This window comes from Streptococcus anginosus, from assembly GCF_001697145.1.
GTDB classification, from domain to species: domain Bacteria; phylum Bacillota; class Bacilli; order Lactobacillales; family Streptococcaceae; genus Streptococcus; species Streptococcus hominis.
The window spans coordinates 22,501-42,889 of sequence record NZ_CP012719.1; the positions used below are offsets into that span (position 1 = coordinate 22,501).

Genomic DNA, 20,389 nt, shown 5'->3' on the forward strand with positions numbered 1-20,389 from the left:
TGGTTCGAGCCCAGTACGGGTCATAGTCACAGGCGGGTGTGGCGGAATTGGCAGACGCACCAGATTTAGGATCTGGCGCTTAACGGCGTGGGGGTTCAAGTCCCTTCACCCGCATAGGAGATAAGCCGGCTTAGCTCAGTTGGTAGAGCATCTGATTTGTAATCAGAGGGTCGCGTGTTCAAGTCATGTAGCCGGCATTAAAGGAAAGAAGCGAATGCGAACGTAGTTCAGTGGTAGAACATCACCTTGCCAAGGTGGGGGTCGCGGGTTCGAACCCCGTCGTTCGCTTGAGGAAGCCGGGGTGGCGGAACTGGCAGACGCACAGGACTTAAAATCCTGCGATTGGAAACAATCGTACCGGTTCGATTCCGGTCCTCGGCATAGGAAAGAGCACCCTTAGCTCAACTGGATAGAGTACCTGACTACGAATCAGGCGGTTAGAGGTTCGACTCCTCTAGGGTGCATAAATAGATTTGACTTTTTTTGTATTTGTGATATAATAAATTTATATTCATAGAAAGAGCACCCTTAGCTCAACTGGATAGAGTACCTGACTACGAATCAGGCGGTTAGAGGTTCGACTCCTCTAGGGTGCATAGAAAAGAAGTCTCCTAGGACTTCATTTTTTCTATCTATACGGGAAGTAGCTCAGCTTGGTAGAGTACTTGGTTTGGGACCAAGGTGTCGCAGGTTCGAATCCTGTCTTCCCGATGCTATGGCGGTGTAGCTCAGCTGGCTAGAGCGTCCGGTTCATACCCGGGAGGTCGGGGGTTCGATCCCCTTCGCCGCTATAATTGATCTTGTTGGACCTTTAGCTCAGCTGGTTAGAGCTCTCGGCTCATAACCGAGTGGTCGTAGGTTCAAGTCCTACAAGGTCCATTTTGTTATATGTGGAGGATTACCCAAGTCCGGCTGAAGGGAACGGTCTTGAAAACCGTCAGGCGTGTAAAAGCGTGCGTGGGTTCGAATCCCACATCCTCCTTAGTAGGAATAACGCGGGATGGAGCAGCTAGGTAGCTCGTCGGGCTCATAACCCGAAGGTCGTAGGTTCAAATCCTGCTCCCGCAATAGGTAGGCTCGGTAGCTCAGTTGGTAGAGCAATGGATTGAAGCTCCATGTGTCGGCGGTTCGATTCCGTCTCGCGCCATTATTTGATTGATTAAGCGGGTGTAGTTTAGTGGTAAAACTACAGCCTTCCAAGCTGTTGTCGCGAGTTCGATTCTCGTCACCCGCTTTGAACAGAGATGTTCAACCATACCAAGTTTTTGGACTTGGGCGCGTAGCTCAGGTGGTTAGAGCGCACGCCTGATAAGCGTGAGGTCGGTGGTTCGAGTCCACTCGTGCCCATAATAATTTTTGGAGAATTACTCAAGAGGCTGAAGAGGACGGTTTGCTAAATCGTTAGGTCGGGTGACTGGCGCGGGGGTTCGAATCCCCCATTCTCCGTATTTGAGGAGTGTAGCGGTAGCTATCTCCTTTTCTGTTACCTGTTGAATCTGGCGTATCTATTGTGGGAGTAGAGTGAATCGTATGAAAAAATCCAAATTTATTATTATGACTGCTATTTTGATAATCGTAACTTCTTTCCTTTTAGTTACTACTCGTTCTTTAGGTGTGGTAAACGCAACTTCTAATGTTGTTTCTATTTTGGATAATATTGTTTCAAAACCATTTAATTTTTTGGCAGATATTAAATCGGATTTGACTGATTTATCACGGACATATAAAGAAAACAAGCAATTAAAAAAAGCTTTATTTAAAGCAGAAGAACAATCTGCTGATTCAGCTTCATTAAAAGATGAAAATGCTCAATTAAGACAGCTATTAGAAATGAAAAATCTTTATGAGTCAAAAAAAACGGTTTCATCTGATGTTATTACGCGTATGCCGGTTTCTTGGTTATCTGAATTAACTGTCAATGCTGGTCGTCAAAATGGGATTCAAAATACAATGCTAGCGGTGGCAAATGGTGGCTTGATTGGTAGTGTGAAAGATGTCGCTTCTCATTCTAGCCGAGTAAATCTTTTAACCAATAATAAAAATGTTGATAATATTTCAGTAAAAATTCAAACGGAGACAAGCACAATTTATGGTGTGATTGTTGGCTACAGTAAAGAAAAATCTGCTTTTATTATCAGTCAGTTAAATAGTTCGGATACCATTAAAAAAGGTGAGAAAGTTGTGACCAGTGGTTTAGGAACGTACAACATTCCTAATATTCCGGTTGGAACAGTCCTTTCTGTTACTGAAAAATCGGACTATTTAACAAAAGAAGTCTTCGTAAAACCAAGTGCGGATTTGTCAGATATTCGTGTGGTGACATTAGTAGGAAATTGATATGAAATTTTTTAAAAGCTACATTTTACCCTTTTTGGTTTTATTTGTTGTGATGTTAGTAGATGGTCATCTTTCAAATCTTTTGACTAATTTATTTCCAAATAATATCCACTTACTAAGTCATCTTTTGCTTATCTTTATTTTGTATATTTCGATAAATCTTTCAGAAAATACTAATTTTATCATGTTGCTGTTAATTGGTTTGTTGTATGATGCATATTATTTTCATATTATCGGCATTTCGACACTATTGTTGCCTTTAGCGGGGATTGTTATTAGTAAATATAATTCTGTTTTGATGTCTAATCGAGTTAGTCGTTTTTTAACAGTTGCCATTTTAGTATTTTTCTTTGAGGTGGCTACGTTCGCTTTGGCAAATGTTACCCATCTAATTCAAATGTCTTTTGCAGATTTTATCGTTTATACAATTGCTCCGACAATGGTCTCAAATTTACTATTCTTTTTGTTGCTTCAACCAATTTTGGAGAAGATATATTTATGATAAGATTTTATGATGAATTGGAAATAGAAATGTAATAAAGGCGTAACATACTCAGCGCCTTTTTTTGTTATACTTATAATTGTCTTATTGAATAGGAGTATAATCATTTATGAAGAAAAAATTACTTACATCAATCTTATTAAGTACAATGGTTCTTGCACAGGGAGCGTCTCTTGTAAATGTACATGCAGATTCTACTGATGACAAGATTGCTGCACAAGATAGTAAAATTAATAGTTTGAATGATCAACAAAAATCAGCTCAAGCTCAAGTAGATCAAATTCAAGCTCAAGTTTCATCTATTCAATCTCAACAAGAAAAATTGAAAGCTGAAAACGAAAAACTTCAAGCTGAATCAACGAAATTATCGGCTGAAATTGAAACGTTGTCTAAGAATATTGTGGCGCGTAATGAATCATTGGCTAATCAAGCACGTAGTGCTCAAACGAGCGGTACGGCTACAAGCTATATCAATACAATTGTAAATTCAAAATCAATTACAGAAGCTATTTCACGTGTTTCTGCTATGAGCGAAATCGTTTCAGCAAACAACAAAATGTTGGAACAACAAAAACAAGATAAAAAAGTTATTGCTGAAAAACAAGTAGCCAATAATGAAGCGATAAATACTGTTATCGCAAATCAACAAACACTTGCAAATGATGCAAAAACATTGTCTACTAAGCAGGCTGAACTAAAAGCAGCGCAGTTGAATCTTGCTGCAGAAAAAGCAACTGCTGAAGGTGAAAAGAACTCATTGTTGGCACAAAAAGCAGCAGCACAAAAGGCAGCTGAAGAGGCAGCAGCACAAGAAGCAGCTTATAAAGCACAACAAGCAGCGCAAGAACAAGCTGTAGCTTCTTCTGCTAATACAAGTTTTGCAGCCCAAGTACAAGCTGTAAACAACAATAGTGGTGCAGCAGCTACTCCAACTCAAACAAATGTGACGCAACAAGCAGCAACTACTACTAGAACTGTGAGTCGTCCTACATATAGTTCATCTGCTTCAACTTATCCAGTTGGTCAATGTACATGGGGAGCAAAAACATTAGCTCCGTGGGCTGGTGATTATTGGGGTAATGGAGCTCAATGGGCAGCAAGTGCGGCAGCAGCTGGTTTCCGTACAGGTTCAACACCTCAAGTAGGTGCAATCATTTCATGGAACGATGGTGGTTATGGACACGTTGCTGTTGTAACAGCTGTTCAATCAGCTACAAGTATTCAAGTATCTGAAGCAAACTATGCAGGTAATCAAGCTATTGGAAATTATCGTGGTTGGTTCAATCCAGCTGCTGCAGGACAAGGTTCATTTACTTACATCTATCCAAATTAATGAATATAAAGATAAAAAGCGCATCTTGCGTTTTTTATTTTTGATTGAAAAATTCACTAAAAAGGGTTACAATGTTAGATGGAGAAATTTGTAACTGATTTACAAAGAAACGAATATATACTGGAGGAAATCATGTCGTTTTCTGATTTAAAGCTCTTTGCTCTTTCGTCTAACCAGGAACTGGCTGAACGCGTTGCTCAAGAGATTGGTATGGAGCTTGGGAAGTCAACTGTGCGCCAATTTTCTGATGGGGAGATTCAAGTAAATATCGAAGAATCTATCCGCGGAAAACATGTTTTTATCTTGCAGTCAACGAGCTCGCCCGTCAATGATAATTTGATGGAAATTTTAATCATGGTGGATGCTTTAAAGCGTGCAAGTGCTGAATCAATCAATGTTGTAATGCCTTATTATGGCTATGCTCGTCAAGACCGAAAGGCACGTGCTCGTGAACCAATTACTTCAAAATTGGTTGCAAATATGTTGCAAGTGGCTGGTGTTGATCGTTTGCTGACAATTGATTTGCATGCGGCTCAAATTCAAGGATTTTTTGATATTCCAGTAGATCATCTTATGGGGGCTCCTCTCATTGCGGATTATTTTGAACGTCGTGGGATGACAGGTAGCGATTATGTAGTTGTTAGTCCTGACCACGGTGGTGTGACGCGCGCTCGTAAATTAGCTGAATTTTTGAAAACACCGATTGCTATTATTGATAAGCGACGTAGTGTAGATAAGATGAATACGAGTGAGGTAATGAATATCATCGGTAAAGTGGAAGGCAAAACTTGTATTTTAATTGACGATATGATTGATACAGCTGGGACAATTTGCCATGCTGCTGATGCGCTTGCTGAGGCAGGTGCGGTAGAAGTTTATGCAAGCTGTACTCATCCAGTACTTTCGGGTCCTGCTATGGATAATATTCAGAAATCAGCGATTAAAAAATTGGTCGTGTTAGATACAATTTATTTGCCGGAAGAGCGTTTAATTGATAAAATTGAACAGATTTCGATTGCTCATCTTTTGGCAGATGCAATTGTGCGTATTCATGAAAAACGCCCCCTTTCGCCATTATTTGAAACTTTAACGGCTCTTTAATGTAAGAATATCTAGATAGGAATCACTCTGATAGCTGGAGTGATTCTTTTGCTTCAATCAGATGATAAGTGATGAATTTTCTCAATATTATGATATTTTTGCTATGACTTAGGTTTTATAGTATAATAGTTCTATCAGATTTTGGAGGTAAGATATGGATTTGACGAAACGTTTTAACAAAAATTTAGATAAAATTGAAGTTTCTTTGATTCGGCAATTTGATCAATCTATTTCGAGCATTCCTGGAGTTCTTCGTTTGACATTGGGAGAGCCTGATTTTACAACTCCAGATCATGTAAAAGAGGCTGCAAAAGCGGCGATTGATGCAAATGAGAGCCATTATACAGGCATGAGTGGGTTGTTAGCATTGCGTCAGGCAGCTAGTCAATTTGTGAAAGAAAAATACAATCTTTCTTATGACCCTGAAACAGAAATTTTAGTGACAATTGGAGCGACAGAAGCTCTATCTGCGACATTGACAGCTATCTTAGAAGAAGGAGATAAGGTACTGTTGCCTGCACCTGCTTATCCGGGTTATGAGCCGATTGTCAATCTTGTGGGAGCAGAGATTGTCGAAATTGATACGACAGAAAATGACTTTGTTTTAACACCTGATATGTTAGAAAAAGCGATTTTAGAGCAAGGAAATCAGCTTAAAGCAGTGATTTTAAATTATCCAGCTAATCCGACAGGAGTGACTTATTCACGAGAACAAATGACTGCGTTAGCCGATGTATTGAAAAAGTATGATGTCTTTGTTGTTTGTGATGAAGTGTATTCTGAGTTGACTTATACCGATCAGCCACATGTATCTATTGCAGAATTTTTACCGAAGCAAACGATTGTTATCAATGGTCTGTCTAAATCGCATGCGATGACAGGTTGGCGTCTAGGCTTCACCTTTGCTCCAGCTGCTTTTACGGCTCAATTGATTAAAAGTCACCAATACTTGGTGACAGCTGCAAACACGATGGCTCAATTTGCAGGAGTGGAAGCATTGACAGCAGGTAAAGATGATGCAGAGCCGATGAAAAAGGAATATATTGAGCGTCGCGATTACATTATCGAAAAGATGACGGAGCTGGATTTTAAGATTATCAAACCAGATGGTGCATTTTACATTTTTGCCAAGATTCCAGCTGGCTACAATCAAGATTCTTTTGCTTTTTTGAAGGATTTTGCACAAAAAAAAGCAGTCGCTTTCATTCCTGGTGCTGCTTTTGGTCAGTATGGGGAAGGTTATGTACGTCTTTCTTATGCGGCCAGCATGGATACGATAAAAGAAGCAATGAAGCGGCTTAAGGAATATATGGAGGAGTATGCTGAAATCCATCACAAGTAAAGGTTTGGTTCTCTATAATCGGAATTTCCGAGAAAATGATAAACTGGTCAAAATTTTCACAGAGCAAGCTGGTAAGCGAATGTTTTTCGTGAAACATGCTAGAAATTCTAAGTTGAATCCGGTTGTCCAACCATTGGTAGTGGCCGATTTTTTGATGAAAATAAATGATGACGGTTTGAGTTATATCGATGATTATCAAGAGGTTACGACTTTCCAGCATATCAATCATGATTTGTTTACAATGGCTTATGCAACTTATGTGGTAGCTCTGGCAGATGCCAGTATTCAGGATAATAAAATAGATTCGGCTCTCTTTGCTTTTTTGCAAAAAACGTTGGAATTGATGGAGCAGGGCTTGGATTATGAGGTGCTGACCAATATTTTTGAAATTCAAATTTTGTCACGTTTTGGAATTTCTTTGAATTTCCATGAATGCTGCTTTTGCCACCGAGTAGGATTGCCGTTTGATTTTTCTTTTACTTATAACGGCGTTTTATGCTCGGAACATTACAACAAAGACGAGAGACGGAGTCATTTGGATCCCAACATTCCTTATTTATTAGACCAATTTCAAGCGGTTCAATTTAGTGAATTGGAGAACATTTCTTTGAAGCCTGAGTTAAAACGACAATTACGAAAAGTGATTGATCAAATTTATGAAGAATATGTTGGGATTCATCTAAAGCCCAAAAAATTTATTGATTCTCTGGGAGACTGGGGAAAAATTTTAAAGAACAAGGAGTCGAAATGAAAAAAATAGCAATTGATGCCATGGGTGGCGATTATGCTCCACAATCTATCGTAGAGGGAGTCAATCAAGCACTGAACGATTTTTCGGATATTGAAGTCATTCTTTATGGAGATGAAGCAAAAATCAAGCAATATTTAAAGGCAACTGAGCGGGTTCGTATTGTTCATACAGATGAAAAAATCAATTCAGATGATGAGCCAACTAAAGCAATTCGCAAGAAGAAAAATGCCAGCATGGTGCTAGCGGCAAAAGCAGTAAAGGATGGAGAAGCAGATGCGATACTTTCTGCCGGAAATACAGGAGCGCTCTTGGCTGCGGGATTTTTCATTGTTGGTCGTATCAAGAATATTGATCGTCCGGGATTGATGTCCACATTACCAACGACAGATGGCAAAGGCTTTGATATGTTGGATTTGGGAGCCAATGCAGAAAATACAGCTCATCATTTGCATCAGTATGCTATTTTAGGGTCATTTTATGCTGAAAATGTCCGTGGAATCAACCAACCACGTGTAGGGCTTTTAAACAATGGGACAGAAGCAAGTAAGGGAGATTCGCTTCGTAAGGAAGTGTATGATTTGTTAGTGTCGGATGCCTCATTGAATTTTATTGGAAATGTGGAAGCGCGTGATTTAATGGATCATGTAGCGGATGTTGTTGTAGCAGATGGGTTTACAGGTAATGCAGTATTGAAAGCTATGGAGGGAACCGCCATGGGAATTATGAGCCAGCTTAAAAAATCTATTTTAGATAGTGGCTGGAAAGCAAAACTAGGTGCAGTGTTGCTGAAAGACAGTCTAAAGTCTTTGAAGAGTAGTTTAAATTATTCTGAGGTAGGCGGTGCTGTTTTGTTTGGAGTGCAGGCACCTGTTGTTAAAACACATGGGGCGAGTGATGCGAAAGCAGTTTACAGCACGATTCGCCAAATTCGTACAATGTTAGAAACAGATGTTGTTGGAAAAGCGGTACAAGAATTTTCAGGAGAAGTAAAATGACAGAACAAGAAATTTATCAAAAAATTATAGAAATTATTCAGGAAAGTCAGGGTGAACATTTTGTTGTCACTAAAGAATTGAGTTTAAAAGATGATTTAAAAGCAGATTCGGTGGATTTGATGGAATTTATTCTAACTGTAGAAGATGAATTTAACATTGAAATTTCAGACGAAGATATAGATAGTTTGAATAATGTGAGCGATGTCGTCGCTTGCGTACAGAAAAACTTGAACAGAGCATAAAAACGAACATTTTATTGACTAAATAAAGTAAAATATGAGAAAACAGCTGAAAATCCAGCTGTTTTTTTTGTGTTTGCGAATATTGTACGGCATTTTCTTGAAAATCTTTTTTGAATATGATAGACTTAAGTCAGAAAAATGTGAAAGGCGAATATTAAAATGACAGGTGATTTGTTATATTCGGGAAAAGCTAAAGATTTATTTTTGACAGATGATGAAAATCTTATTATTGCACATTACAAAGACCAAGCGACCATGCTTAATGGTGCTCGTAAAGAGACGATTAAAGGTAAAGGCGTTCTTAATAATCAAATCTCATCTTTCATTTTTACGAAATTGAATGAAGCAGGTGTGGCAACTCACTTTGTTAAACAATTGTCAGAAACCGAACAATTGAACAAAAAAGTGGATATCATTCCGCTTGAAGTTGTTTTGCGTAATGTTACTGCAGGTTCATTCTCAAAACGCTTTGGTGTTGAAGAAGGAATTAAATTAGATACTCCAATCGTTGAATTTTACTACAAAAATGATGATTTGGATGACCCATTTATCAATGATGAGCACGTAAAATTCCTTGGTATTGCAAGTGATGAAGATATTGCTTATATTAAAGCAGAAACACGTCGTATTAATGAACTTTTGAAAGATTGGTTCAGCCAAATTGGTCTGAATTTGATTGATTTCAAATTGGAATTTGGGAAGGACAAAGATGGCAAAATTATTCTTGCGGATGAATTTTCACCAGATAACTGCCGTCTTTGGGATGCTGAAGGTCATCACATGGATAAAGATGTTTTCCGTCGTGATTTAGGTAGTTTGACAGATGTTTACGAAGTTGTCCTTGAAAAACTCAAAGGGCTTAACTAAAAACTGTGATTTCTAATTAAGTAGAAAAAAGAATTCTAAAAAGGGTAAAAAATGAATAAACGAATTTTCGTTGAGAAAAAATCAAATTTTAACATTAAGGCTCAGGCGCTTGTTAAAGAACTCAAACACAATCTTCAATTAACGAGTTTGACCGATTTGCGTATTATTCAAGTGTATGATGTGTTTGGCTTGGCAGATTCGCTTTTTGAGCGTGCTGAAAAGCACATCTTCTCTGAACAGGTAACTGATACTATTTTGGCTGAAAGTGATGTGGTTGCTGAACTTGCTAACTATGCTTTCTTTGCCATCGAATCACTTCCAGGTCAATTTGATCAGCGTGCGGCTTCATCACAAGAAGCATTACTCCTTCTTGGCAGCAGTAATGATGTAACAGTTAATACGGCTCAACTTTATCTTGTTAACAAAGATATTGATACTGCTGAACTTGATGCGGTTAAGAATTATCTTCTTAATCCAGTAGATTCTCGTTTTAAAGATATTACGACAGGAATTGCACCGCAAGCATTTTCAGAGTCGGACAAAACGATTCCAAATCTTGATTTCTTCAAGACTTATACAGCAGTTGAATTTGCTAATTATAAAACTGAGCAAGGTTTGGCAATGGAAGTGGATGACCTTGTCTTCATCCAAGATTATTTCAAATCCATCGGGCGCGTGCCAACGGAAACAGAATTGAAAGTGTTGGATACTTACTGGTCAGACCATTGCCGCCACACAACTTTTGAAACTGAGCTGAAGCATATTGACTTCTCAGCGTCTAAATTCCAAAAACAATTACAGGCAACTTATGATAAATATATTGCTATGCGTGATGAACTTGGACGTTCTGAAAAGCCGCAAACGCTTATGGATATGGCAACTATTTTTGGTCGTTACGAGCGTGCCAATGGCCGTTTGGATGACATGGAAGTATCAGACGAGATCAATGCTTGTTCGGTTGAAATCGAAGTTGATGTGAACGGTGTTAAAGAACCATGGCTTTTGATGTTCAAGAATGAAACACACAATCACCCAACAGAAATTGAACCATTTGGTGGTGCCGCAACGTGTATCGGTGGTGCAATCCGCGACCCATTGTCAGGACGTTCTTATGTTTATCAAGCAATGCGTATTTCAGGTGCTGGTGATATTACAACACCGATTGCTGAGACGCGTGCCGGCAAATTGCCGCAGCAAGTGATTTCTAAGACAGCGGCACATGGTTATTCTTCATATGGGAATCAAATCGGTCTTGCCACAACTTACGTTAAAGAATACTTCCACCCAGGATTCGTCGCTAAACGTATGGAACTTGGTGCCGTTGTCGGTGCAGCTCCTAAAGGGAATGTTGTTCGTGAAAAACCAGAAGCTGGTGATGTGGTTATTCTTCTCGGTGGTAAAACAGGCCGTGACGGTGTTGGTGGAGCCACAGGATCATCTAAGGTTCAAACCGTTGAATCTGTTGAAACAGCTGGCGCAGAAGTTCAAAAAGGGAATGCCATTGAAGAACGGAAGATTCAACGTCTTTTCCGCAATGGTAATGTGACTCGCCTCATTAAAAAATCAAACGACTTTGGTGCTGGTGGTGTCTGTGTGGCAATCGGTGAATTAGCTGATGGTCTTGAAATTAATCTGAATAAAGTACCACTTAAATACCAAGGGCTTAACGGAACTGAAATTGCTATTTCTGAATCACAAGAACGTATGGCTGTTGTGGTTCGTCCGAAAGATGTTGAGGCTTTCGTGGCAGAATGTCATAAAGAAAATATTGACGCGGTAGTGGTTGCCACAGTTACTGAAAAACCAAATCTTGTTATGACTTGGAATGGTCAAACAATCGTTGATATTGAACGTCGTTTCCTTGATACAAACGGTGTGCGTGTGGTGGTTGATGCAAACGTTGTGGATAAGGATGTTGCCCTTCCTGAGGTGCGTACAACATCAGCAGCAACACTTGAAGCAGACACAGTGAAAGTTCTGTCTGATCTTAACCACGCTAGTCAAAAAGGGTTGCAAACTATCTTTGACAGCTCGGTTGGGCGTTCAACAGTTAATCATCCAATCGGCGGTCGTTATCAAATCACACCAACAGAAAGTTCAGTTCAAAAACTTCCTGTTCAAAACGGTGTAACAACAACAGCATCAGTTATGGCACAAGGGTTCAACCCTTATATTGCGGAGTGGTCACCTTATCATGGTGCAGCTTATGCTGTTATCGAAGCAACAGCGCGTTTGGTGGCAACAGGTGCGAATTGGTCTAAAGCACGTTTCTCTTATCAAGAGTATTTCCAACGTATGGACAAACAAGCTGAACGCTTTGGACAACCAGTTTCAGCTCTTCTTGGTTCAATCGAAGCGCAATTGCAACTTGGTTTACCATCAATCGGTGGTAAAGACTCCATGTCAGGGACTTTTGAAGAATTGACAGTACCACCAACATTGGTTGCTTTTGGTGTGACAACGGCTGATAGTCGTAATGTTCTTTCGCCAGAATTTAAAGCAGCTGGTGAATACATTTACTACATTCCAGGGCAAGCTATTTCACAAGAGATTGATTTTGATTTGATTAAAGCTAATTTTGCTAAATTTGAAGCGATTCAAAAAGCACACCATATCACATCAGCTTCAGCTGTTAAATATGGTGGTGTGATTGAAAGCTTGGCACTTGCAGCTTTTGGTAACCATATCGGAGCTAAAGTAGAATTGGCAGAGCTTGCAACTAGCTTGACAGCACAACTCGGTGGCTTTATTTTTACATCTACTGAAGAAATTGCTGAAGTTAACAAAATCGGTGAAACAAGATCTGACTTTACACTTACTGTCAACGGTGTCAACCTTGCAGGAGATAAACTTCTTTCAGCCTTTGAAGGCAAACTCGAAGACGTTTACCCAACTGAATTTGAACAAAGTACAAAACTTGAAGATGTTCCGGCAATTGCTTCAGATGCAGTGATTAAAGCAAGTGAAAAAGTTGCTGAACCATTGGTTTACATCCCAGTATTCCCTGGTACAAATTCAGAATATGATTCAGCAAAAGCTTTTGAACAAGCTGGAGCAAAAGTGAATCTGGTACCATTTGTGACACTTGATGAAGCAGCAATTGAAGCATCTGTTGACACAATGGTTGACAACATCTGTAAAGCAAATATTATTTTCTTTGCAGGAGGTTTCTCAGCCGCTGATGAACCAGACGGTTCTGCTAAATTCATTGTCAACATCTTGTTGAACCAAAAAGTCCGCGCAGCTATTGACAACTTTATTGAAAAAGGTGGACTTATCATCGGTATCTGTAATGGATTCCAAGCGCTTGTGAAATCAGGCCTGCTTCCATACGGTAACTTTGAAGAAGCGACCGAAACAAGTCCGACACTCTTCTATAATGATGCTAACCAACATGTGGCGAAAATGGTTGAAACACGTATTTCCAATACGAACTCACCTTGGCTTGCCGGTGTCAAAGTTGGTGATATTCATGCAATCCCAGTATCACATGGTGAAGGGAAATTTGTCGTAACAGATGAAGAATTTGCAGAACTCCGCGACAACGGACAAATCTTCAGTCAATACGTGGATTTTGATGGCAAACCAAGCATGGATTCTAAATACAATCCAAACGGCTCTATTAATGCGATTGAAGGGATTACTAGCAAGAACGGTCAAATCATTGGTAAAATGGGACATTCAGAACGTTACGAAGACGGCCTTTTCCAAAATATTCCAGGAAATAAAGACCAACATCTCTTTGCAAGTGCTGTGCGTTACTTTACAGGGGAATAATACTCGTCAAATATCAAAAGAAACTATGATTTCGGATTCTTTTGATAATGATTGAGCATAAAAATGACAGAAAAATAAGAGGAAATGTCAGTGACATACGAAGTTAAATCTCTAAATGAAGAATGTGGTGTTTTTGGGATTTGGGGGCATCCTCAAGCAGCTCAAGTGACTTATTTTGGACTTCACAGTCTTCAACACCGCGGTCAAGAAGGTGCTGGTATCGTCACAAACGATAAGGGCAAACTTCTTCAGCACCGTAATACTGGTCTTCTTTCAGAAGTATTTAAAAATCCTGCTGATTTGGAAAAATTAACAGGAACTGCTGCTATTGGTCACGTTCGCTATGCGACTGCTGGCTCTGCGTCTATTAATAATATTCAACCATTTCTTTACAACTTTACAGACGAGCAATTTGGACTTTGCCACAATGGTAATTTGACAAATGCAGTATCATTGAAAAAAGAATTGGAAGACCAAGGGGCGATTTTTAATGCCTCATCTGATACTGAAATTCTAATGCATTTGATTCGCCGTAGCCATAATCCTGAATTTATCGGTAAAGTCAAAGAAGCGTTGAACACTGTCAAAGGTGGCTTTGCTTATCTTTTGATGACAGAAGATAAATTGATTGCTGCGCTTGACCCAAATGGTTTTCGTCCCTTGTCAATTGGGCAAATGGCAAATGGTGCTTGGGTAGTATCAAGTGAAACGTGTGCCTTTGAAGTGGTTGGTGCTAAATGGGTTCGTAATGTAAAACCAGGAGAACTTGTTATCATTGATGACAATGGCATTCAGTATGACACTTACACAAATGATACACAGCTTGCTATCTGTTCAATGGAATACATCTATTTTGCACGACCTGACAGTGATATTTATGGTGTCAATGTTCACACGGCTCGTAAAAATATGGGGAAACGTTTGGCACAGGAATTTCAACATGAAGCCGATATTGTCGTTGGTGTACCGAATTCATCACTTTCAGCAGCGATGGGATTTGCTGAAGAATCAGGTCTCCCAAATGAAATGGGCTTGGTGAAAAATCAGTACACACAACGTACTTTCATTCAACCGACACAAGAGTTGCGTGAGCAAGGTGTTCGCATGAAGCTCTCAGCCGTATCTGGTGTTGTTAAAGGTAAGCGCGTGGTCATGGTTGATGATTCTATCGTGCGTGGAACTACATCGCGTCGTATCGTTCGTTTGCTTCGTGAAGCTGGTGCGACAGAAGTTCATGTGGCAATCGGTAGTCCAGAATTGAAATACCCATGTTTCTACGGTATCGATATTCAAAATCGTCGTGAATTGATTTCAGCTAATCATACCAAAGATGAAGTTTGTGAGATTATCGGTGCTGATAGCTTGACTTACTTGTCAATTGACGGTTTGATTGAATCAATCGGTCTTGATACAGATGCACCTAATGGTGGTTTGTGTGTGGCTTACTTTGACGGTAAGTATCCAACACCACTTTACGATTACGAAGAACCTTACCTCAAAAGCTTAGAAGAAAAAACAAGCTTCTATATTCATGAAGTTAATGAAAATAAATAGAACTGTTTAATAGCTCTGCTGTTTCCCAAAAGGAGAAAAATATTATGACAAAAAAATGCTTATGCTCCACGTCTTACCACTGACTAAAGGCTAAAGCATTTGTCAATGGACGCTTTGTCCTATGGGACCAAAGCTAAAGACCTGACTAGCTTTTTCAGTCAAAAGAATGGTTTAACTGAAAAAACGTCGCAATCTCCAATATGGTTTTTTGACAAAAAAGAGAAGGAAAATTATTATGACAAAAAATGCTTATGCTCAATCTGGTGTTGATGTTGAAGCGGGTTATGAAGTTGTTGCACGTATCAAAAAACACGTTGCGCGTACTGAACGTGCAGGTGTTATGGGAGCTCTTGGTGGCTTTGGTGGGATGTTCGACCTTACAAAAACTGGCGTGAAAGAACCTGTTTTGATTTCAGGAACTGATGGTGTGGGAACAAAACTCATGCTTGCCATTAAATATGACAAACACGATACGATTGGCCAAGACTGTGTAGCCATGTGTGTCAATGACATCATTGCAGCTGGTGCTGAACCACTTTACTTCCTAGATTACATTGCTACTGGTAAAAATGAACCTGTAAAACTTGAACAAGTCGTTGCAGGTGTTGCGGAAGGTTGTGTTCAATCTGGCGCAGCTCTTATCGGTGGTGAAACTGCTGAAATGCCTGGTATGTATGGTGAAGATGATTATGATTTGGCTGGTTTTGCAGTAGGTGTGGCTGAAAAAAACCAAATCATTGACGGGTCAAAAGTTTCTGATGGTGATGTTCTTCTTGGACTTGCTTCCAGTGGGATTCACTCAAATGGTTATTCACTTGTCCGTCGTGTCTTTGCTGATTATACAGGCGAAGAGGTTCTTCCAGAGCTTGAAGGCAAAAAATTAAAAGAAGTGCTGCTTGAACCAACACGTATCTATGTCAAAGCGGTGCTTCCACTTATCAAGGAAGAATTGGTCAATGGTATTGCTCACATCACTGGTGGTGGTTTCATCGAAAATGTCCCACGGATGTTTGCAGATGATTTAGCTGCTGAAATCGAAGAAGATAAAGTTCCTGTTCTTCCAATTTTCAAAGCTCTTGAAAAACACGGTAACATCAAACACGAAGAAATGTTTGAAATCTTTAACATGGGTATTGGTTTGATGTTGGCAGTTAGCCCTGATAAGGTTGAGCGTGTGAAAGAATTGCTTGACGAACCAGTTTACGAACTTGGTCGTATCGTTAAAAAAGCTGATGCAAGTGTGGTGATTAAATAATGAAAAAAATCGCAGTTTTTGCGAGTGGTAATGGGTCAAATTTTCAAGTCATTGCAGAGCAATTTCCAGTTGAGTTTGTCTTTTCAGACCACAGGGATGCATATGTCTTAGAACGTGCAGAAAAACTCGGTGTGACAGCTCATGCTTTTGAACTCAAAGAGTTTGACAATAAAGCAGCCTACGAGGAGGCTATTGTTGCTTTGCTTGAAAAAAATGATATTGATTTGGTTTGTCTAGCTGGTTATATGAAGATTGTTGGTCCGACTCTGCTAGCAGCTTACGAAGGCCGTATCATCAATATTCACCCAGCTTATCTGCCAGAATTTCCAGGTGCTCATGGGATTGAAGATGCCTGGAATGCTGGTGTCAGTCAATCCGGTGTGACCGTTCACTGGGTTGACAATGGTGTTGACACGGGAAAAGTGATTAAACAAGTTCGTGTGCCTCGTCTGGCTGATGATACCATTGACAGTTTTGAAGCTCGTATTCATGAAGCAGAGTATAAACTCTATCCAGATGTTTTGGAGAGCTTAGGAGTTAAGAAAAAGTAGTCCGTGTATTTGATAGCGTAGTTAGCTATTAGTATGCTGCCTTATAAGGAGATTATGATGATAAAAAAGATTTTGGCGTTTGTATTAACTTTTATTGTCGTTGCCTTTATAGTAAATGTACTATTTGGTAATCTTGAAAATCCATAGCATCTTAGTTTAGCTTATGCTATCGGGCTTATTGCTGGCATTATGATTGACTGGTTTATTTTTTATAGAAAGTAGGACTGAAATGACAAAACGTGCACTAATTAGTGTTTCTGATAAAGCGGGCATTGTTGAATTTGCTCAAGAATTGAAAAAACTTGGTTGGGATATTATCTCGACTGGTGGAACAAAAGTTGCGCTTGATAAAGCAGGTGTGGAGACTATTGCGATTGATGATGTGACTGGTTTTCCGGAAATGTTGGATGGTCGTGTGAAAACACTTCATCCAAATATTCATGGTGGTCTTTTGGCCCGTCGCGATCTTGACAGCCACCTTCAAGCCGCAAAAGATAACCACATTGAATTGATCGACCTTGTTGTGGCTAACCTTTACCCATTCAAAGAAACTATTCTGAAACCAGAAGTGACTTACGCTGATGCGGTTGAAAATATTGATATCGGTGGTCCTTCCATGCTTCGCTCGGCTGCTAAAAACCACGCTAGTGTCACAGTTGTCGTTGACCCAGCTGATTACGCTGTTGTTTTGGATGAATTGTCAGCTAATGGTGAAACAAGCTTTGAAACTCGCCAACGTTTGGCAGCAAAAGTTTTCCGTCACACCGCAGCTTATGACGCTTTAATTGCAGAATATTTCACAAAACAAGTTGGTGAAACAAAACCTGAAAAACTCACAATCACTTACGATTTGAAACAACCAATGCGTTATGGTGAAAATCCTCAACAAGACGCTGATTTCTACCAAAAAGCTTTGCCAACAGATTACTCAATTGCTTCTGCTAAACAATTAAACGGTAAAGAATTGTCATTTAACAACATCCGCGATGCTGACGCTGCAATCCGTATTATCCGTGATTTCAAAGACCACCCGACTGTTGTTGCTCTTAAACACATGAATCCATGTGGTATCGGACAAGCTGACGATATTGAAACAGCTTGGGATTACGCTTATGAAGCTGACCCAGTTTCAATCTTTGGTGGAATTGTTGTGCTGAATCGCCAAGTTGACGCAGCAACTGCTAAGAAAATGCACGCTATTTTCCTTGAGATCATCATTGCACCAAGTTATTCAGAAAAAGCCCTTGAAATCTTGACAACGAAGAAGAAAAACTTGCGGATTCTTCAATTGCCATTTGAAGCTCAAGAAGCTAGCCAAGTTGAAAAAGAATACACGGGTGTTGTCGGTGGGCTTTTGGTTCAAAACCAAGATGTTATTGAAGAAAATCCAGCGGATTGGAAGGTTGTAACCAAACGACAACCAAACGACCAAGAAAAAACAGCGCTTGAATTTGCTTGGAAAGCGATCAAATATGTGAAATCAAACGGTATCATCGTGACAAATGACCACATGACACTTGGTGTCGGTCCTGGTCAAACCAATCGTGTGGCTTCTGTTCGTATTGCTCTTGACCAAGCGAAAGACCGTCTTGACAGTGCGGTCCTTGCTAGTGATGCTTTCTTCCCATTTGCGGACAATGTTGAAGAAATCGCAGCTGCAGGTGTGAAAGCAATCATCCAACCTGGTGGGTCCGTCCGTGACCAAGAATCTATTGACATGGCTGATAAATATGGCATTGCCATGGTGTTTACAGGCGTACGGCATTTTAGACATTGAAAATAGTATAAAAACCTTGGATTTGTTTTCCAAGGTTTTTAAAGTTGTTCAGAGGAACTTATTTTGGATAAATGTAACTAACTGCTCCTTGTCCAGCTGCATGAGGATTGAACCAGCCACGGAAGTTGCCAATATACTGTTTCCCAGCGTAGTTGGCCTCTTGAATCTGAATGCGTGTGTTTGAGGCTACGTGAGTAACAACTCCAACATGACCGTAGCCACCGTCTGTCCAACAAATAATAGCCCCTACTTGTGGAGTTGTACCGGTTTTAAAACCAGCTCGTCTGGCGCTAGCAGCCCAATCACCACCATTGCCCCAGTAATTGCCAGCCCAAGGCGCAAGAGCTTTGGCGCCCCAAGTGCATTGCCCTTTTGGATAAGTCGTTGCTGCGGCATAATTTGGTTGGAAAGAAACAGCAGGTTTCTCTACTTGATAGCTCGTACCAGTTAGTCCAATCATTTGACCGTTGAGATTGCGGTAGACATGTGTGTGGAAAAGCCCGCTACCAGTGTGTTTTTGCGTATCAATTGTGAACTTGTAGATACCATTTCCAGTTTTAGTAGCTGTGTACCACTGGATATCATCTTGCCCGTTGACTTCAGACCAAGTCGGTAGGGTAATCGATCCGTCTCCGTAGGCATCTGTCACTGTCACCTCATAAAGATAAGTTGAGCGCTTATTGACAGATACTTTGGTTTTAATTTTTTCTGCGGACATAGCAACCGAATCCGTTGCGTAACTATGCTCGCTACCGTCTTTATATTTTACATAAATATGATTGGTGTATGTTCCAGACAAAACTTGATGATTGCGAATATCAAATGCTGCCGTAAATGTTCCGTCACCGTGATTAGTGGCTGCATACCACTTGATATTGCTTTGATTGCTCGTGCTCCAAATAGGTACTCGGACAGATTGAATCGGTTTGGACTTTGAAGTTTCACTAACTTTGACGGTATAAGTCCCTTGTTCTTGATTGATATTTTCAACAGAGAAGAATGGTTTTTGCTCTTCTTCAGAAGGCAATTTATCAGCATCAACTTGGGCAGTGATTCCAGCTAAGCCAGTAAACTCTGGTTTGACATAGCTTTCTCCGTAAAGATGAATGTGATAAGTTCCTGTGTCATAGTTGTGTTTTTTTAGCTCAACTCTAACATTGTAGCTTCCATCAGGATTTTTAGTAGCTGCATGCCATTGAAGATCATCCTGTCCGTTGCGGTCAGACCAAGCCGGAACAGTTAGTTTGTAGATTGTTTCAGGAACATTTTTGATCTGAATATCCATGATACCAGGCTCAGGAAAGCTAGTCTGAATAGTAGGATTTGGTTTTTCAAGGTTAAAAGTGGTGCCATTTAATCCAATCATCTTTCCGTTTTTACTTTCATAAGTATGAACATGGTAAACACCGTATCCTTTATGATTGGATAAGTCAATTTCTGTTGTGTCTTGCCCTGCTGTATACCACTTGATATCATCTTGTCCTTTTTCGTCAGACCAAACAGCGTGTAAAATATTGGCATTTGTTTGATCTTTGTTTCGAGTAAAGGATATTTGAGCAGTCTTTCCTAAAACGGTTGTAGAAACCGTGCCGCTAGCTGGTTTTTCTACTTTGAAAGTCGTTCCGTTTAAACCGACCATTTTTCCATTGATATTGATATAGGTGTGGACGTGAAAGGTTCCATAACCAGTGTGCTGACGCAAATCAATAGCTGTAGTTGGTGTCTGGGGCGCGGAATACCACTTAATGTCATCTTGCCCATTTTCATCAGACCAAACAGCATGGTAAATGGTGTAAGGAACTTGTGTCTGTGAGCGTGTGTAGTTAATAGAAGCTGTATTTCCAGAAACATTGACGGTAATGTTGTTAGCAAGAGTTGCTGGATTTGAGCTTTTTTGAGCATTATCTGCTTCCGAGGCTTGAGCAGTTAGTTGAGCAGAAAAAACGCCCAAAATAGTGCTAGATAGTAAAAATAATTGACTGTATTTCTTCATAAATCTCCTTTG

Annotated in this window: 15 protein-coding genes and 16 tRNA genes (1 of these 31 cut by a window edge); 30 read left to right on the forward strand and 1 reads right to left on the reverse strand. The window is 40.0% G+C overall.

What is annotated here, in order from left to right; genetic code table 11:
• From SanJ4206_RS00115 to purH, 30 genes are all read left to right on the forward strand, one after another.
• Positions 1-23, forward strand: a tRNA-Lys gene (locus tag SanJ4206_RS00115); it begins 50 nt to the left of the window's first position.
• Between the two features lie 9 nt (positions 24-32).
• Positions 33-114 (forward strand) — tRNA-Leu (locus SanJ4206_RS00120).
• Between the two features lie 10 nt (positions 115-124).
• A tRNA-Thr gene (locus SanJ4206_RS00125) sits at positions 125-197 on the forward strand.
• 19 nt (positions 198-216) lie between these two features.
• Positions 217-288, forward strand: a tRNA-Gly gene (locus SanJ4206_RS00130).
• Positions 289-295: 7 nt separating this feature from the next.
• Positions 296-381: transfer RNA gene (locus SanJ4206_RS00135), tRNA-Leu, on the forward strand.
• A gap of 9 nt (positions 382-390) precedes the next feature.
• A tRNA-Arg gene (locus SanJ4206_RS00140) sits at positions 391-464 on the forward strand.
• A 58-nt stretch (positions 465-522) separates the two neighbouring features.
• Positions 523-596, forward strand: a tRNA-Arg gene (locus SanJ4206_RS00145).
• 41 nt (positions 597-637) lie between these two features.
• A tRNA-Pro gene (locus SanJ4206_RS00150) sits at positions 638-711 on the forward strand.
• Positions 712-717: 6 nt separating this feature from the next.
• Positions 718-791: transfer RNA gene (locus SanJ4206_RS00155), tRNA-Met, on the forward strand.
• A 14-nt stretch (positions 792-805) separates the two neighbouring features.
• A tRNA-Ile gene (locus SanJ4206_RS00160) sits at positions 806-879 on the forward strand.
• Between the two features lie 13 nt (positions 880-892).
• Positions 893-982, forward strand: a tRNA-Ser gene (locus SanJ4206_RS00165).
• Between the two features lie 12 nt (positions 983-994).
• Positions 995-1,068, forward strand: a tRNA-Met gene (locus SanJ4206_RS00170).
• Between the two features lie 6 nt (positions 1,069-1,074).
• Positions 1,075-1,147: transfer RNA gene (locus tag SanJ4206_RS00175), tRNA-Phe, on the forward strand.
• 16 nt (positions 1,148-1,163) lie between these two features.
• Positions 1,164-1,234: transfer RNA gene (locus SanJ4206_RS00180), tRNA-Gly, on the forward strand.
• 39 nt (positions 1,235-1,273) lie between these two features.
• A tRNA-Ile gene (locus SanJ4206_RS00185) sits at positions 1,274-1,347 on the forward strand.
• A gap of 11 nt (positions 1,348-1,358) precedes the next feature.
• A tRNA-Ser gene (locus SanJ4206_RS00190) sits at positions 1,359-1,446 on the forward strand.
• An 84-nt stretch (positions 1,447-1,530) separates the two neighbouring features.
• A complete protein-coding gene (mreC, locus tag SanJ4206_RS00195) occupies positions 1,531-2,337 on the forward strand; it encodes a rod shape-determining protein MreC (protein ID WP_003028741.1) in 807 nt (268 codons plus the stop codon).
• A 1-nt stretch (position 2,338) separates the two neighbouring features.
• Entirely contained in the window at positions 2,339-2,839 is a 501-nt protein-coding gene (gene mreD, locus SanJ4206_RS00200; RefSeq protein ID WP_003028742.1) for a rod shape-determining protein MreD, read from the forward strand.
• A gap of 109 nt (positions 2,840-2,948) precedes the next feature.
• Positions 2,949-4,172 carry a peptidoglycan hydrolase PcsB gene (pcsB, locus tag SanJ4206_RS00205; protein WP_003028745.1) on the forward strand — a complete coding sequence of 408 codons (1,224 nt, stop codon included), beginning with the start codon at positions 2,949-2,951 and terminating at the stop codon, positions 4,170-4,172.
• A 132-nt stretch (positions 4,173-4,304) separates the two neighbouring features.
• Positions 4,305-5,273, forward strand: a complete 969-nt coding sequence (locus SanJ4206_RS00210; protein ID WP_022525464.1) for a ribose-phosphate diphosphokinase — start codon at positions 4,305-4,307, stop codon at positions 5,271-5,273.
• A 154-nt stretch (positions 5,274-5,427) separates the two neighbouring features.
• The gene (locus SanJ4206_RS00215; protein WP_003028750.1) at positions 5,428-6,615 is read left to right on the forward strand and encodes a pyridoxal phosphate-dependent aminotransferase; all 1,188 of its coding nucleotides are present in this window, start codon (positions 5,428-5,430) and stop codon (positions 6,613-6,615) included.
• Positions 6,593-7,366, forward strand: a complete 774-nt coding sequence (gene recO, locus SanJ4206_RS00220) for a DNA repair protein RecO (protein WP_003028752.1) — start codon at positions 6,593-6,595, stop codon at positions 7,364-7,366. The genes SanJ4206_RS00215 and recO overlap by 23 nt, the downstream gene beginning before the upstream one ends.
• Positions 7,363-8,361, forward strand: coding sequence for a phosphate acyltransferase PlsX (plsX, locus tag SanJ4206_RS00225; RefSeq protein WP_003028754.1), 999 nt, complete (start codon positions 7,363-7,365; stop codon positions 8,359-8,361). The genes recO and plsX overlap by 4 nt, the downstream gene beginning before the upstream one ends.
• Positions 8,358-8,603 carry an acyl carrier protein gene (locus tag SanJ4206_RS00230; protein ID WP_003028756.1) on the forward strand — a complete coding sequence of 82 codons (246 nt, stop codon included), beginning with the start codon at positions 8,358-8,360 and terminating at the stop codon, positions 8,601-8,603. Before plsX ends, SanJ4206_RS00230 begins: the two co-directional genes overlap by 4 nt.
• Before the next feature lie 159 nt (positions 8,604-8,762).
• Entirely contained in the window at positions 8,763-9,470 is a 708-nt protein-coding gene (purC, locus tag SanJ4206_RS00235; RefSeq protein ID WP_003028757.1) for a phosphoribosylaminoimidazolesuccinocarboxamide synthase, read from the forward strand.
• Between the two features lie 51 nt (positions 9,471-9,521).
• The gene (locus SanJ4206_RS00240) at positions 9,522-13,247 is read left to right on the forward strand and encodes a phosphoribosylformylglycinamidine synthase (protein ID WP_003028759.1); all 3,726 of its coding nucleotides are present in this window, start codon (positions 9,522-9,524) and stop codon (positions 13,245-13,247) included.
• 90 nt (positions 13,248-13,337) lie between these two features.
• Entirely contained in the window at positions 13,338-14,801 is a 1,464-nt protein-coding gene (gene purF / locus SanJ4206_RS00245; RefSeq protein WP_037582645.1) for an amidophosphoribosyltransferase, read from the forward strand.
• A gap of 235 nt (positions 14,802-15,036) precedes the next feature.
• Positions 15,037-16,056 carry a phosphoribosylformylglycinamidine cyclo-ligase gene (purM, locus tag SanJ4206_RS00250; protein ID WP_003028761.1) on the forward strand — a complete coding sequence of 340 codons (1,020 nt, stop codon included), beginning with the start codon at positions 15,037-15,039 and terminating at the stop codon, positions 16,054-16,056.
• The gene (purN, locus tag SanJ4206_RS00255; RefSeq protein ID WP_003028762.1) at positions 16,056-16,607 is read left to right on the forward strand and encodes a phosphoribosylglycinamide formyltransferase; all 552 of its coding nucleotides are present in this window, start codon (positions 16,056-16,058) and stop codon (positions 16,605-16,607) included. Before purM ends, purN begins: the two co-directional genes overlap by 1 nt.
• 229 nt (positions 16,608-16,836) lie before the next feature.
• Complete coding sequence (gene purH / locus SanJ4206_RS00265) at positions 16,837-18,384, forward strand: bifunctional phosphoribosylaminoimidazolecarboxamide formyltransferase/IMP cyclohydrolase (RefSeq protein WP_003028764.1); 1,548 nt, start codon at positions 16,837-16,839, stop codon at positions 18,382-18,384.
• Positions 18,385-18,442: 58 nt separating this feature from the next.
• Here purH and SanJ4206_RS00270 read toward each other — a convergent pair whose 3' ends face one another.
• Positions 18,443-20,377 carry a GBS Bsp-like repeat-containing protein gene (locus SanJ4206_RS00270; RefSeq protein WP_022525462.1) on the reverse strand — a complete coding sequence of 645 codons (1,935 nt, stop codon included), beginning with the start codon at positions 20,375-20,377 and terminating at the stop codon, positions 18,443-18,445.
• Positions 20,378-20,389 lie beyond the last annotated feature (12 nt).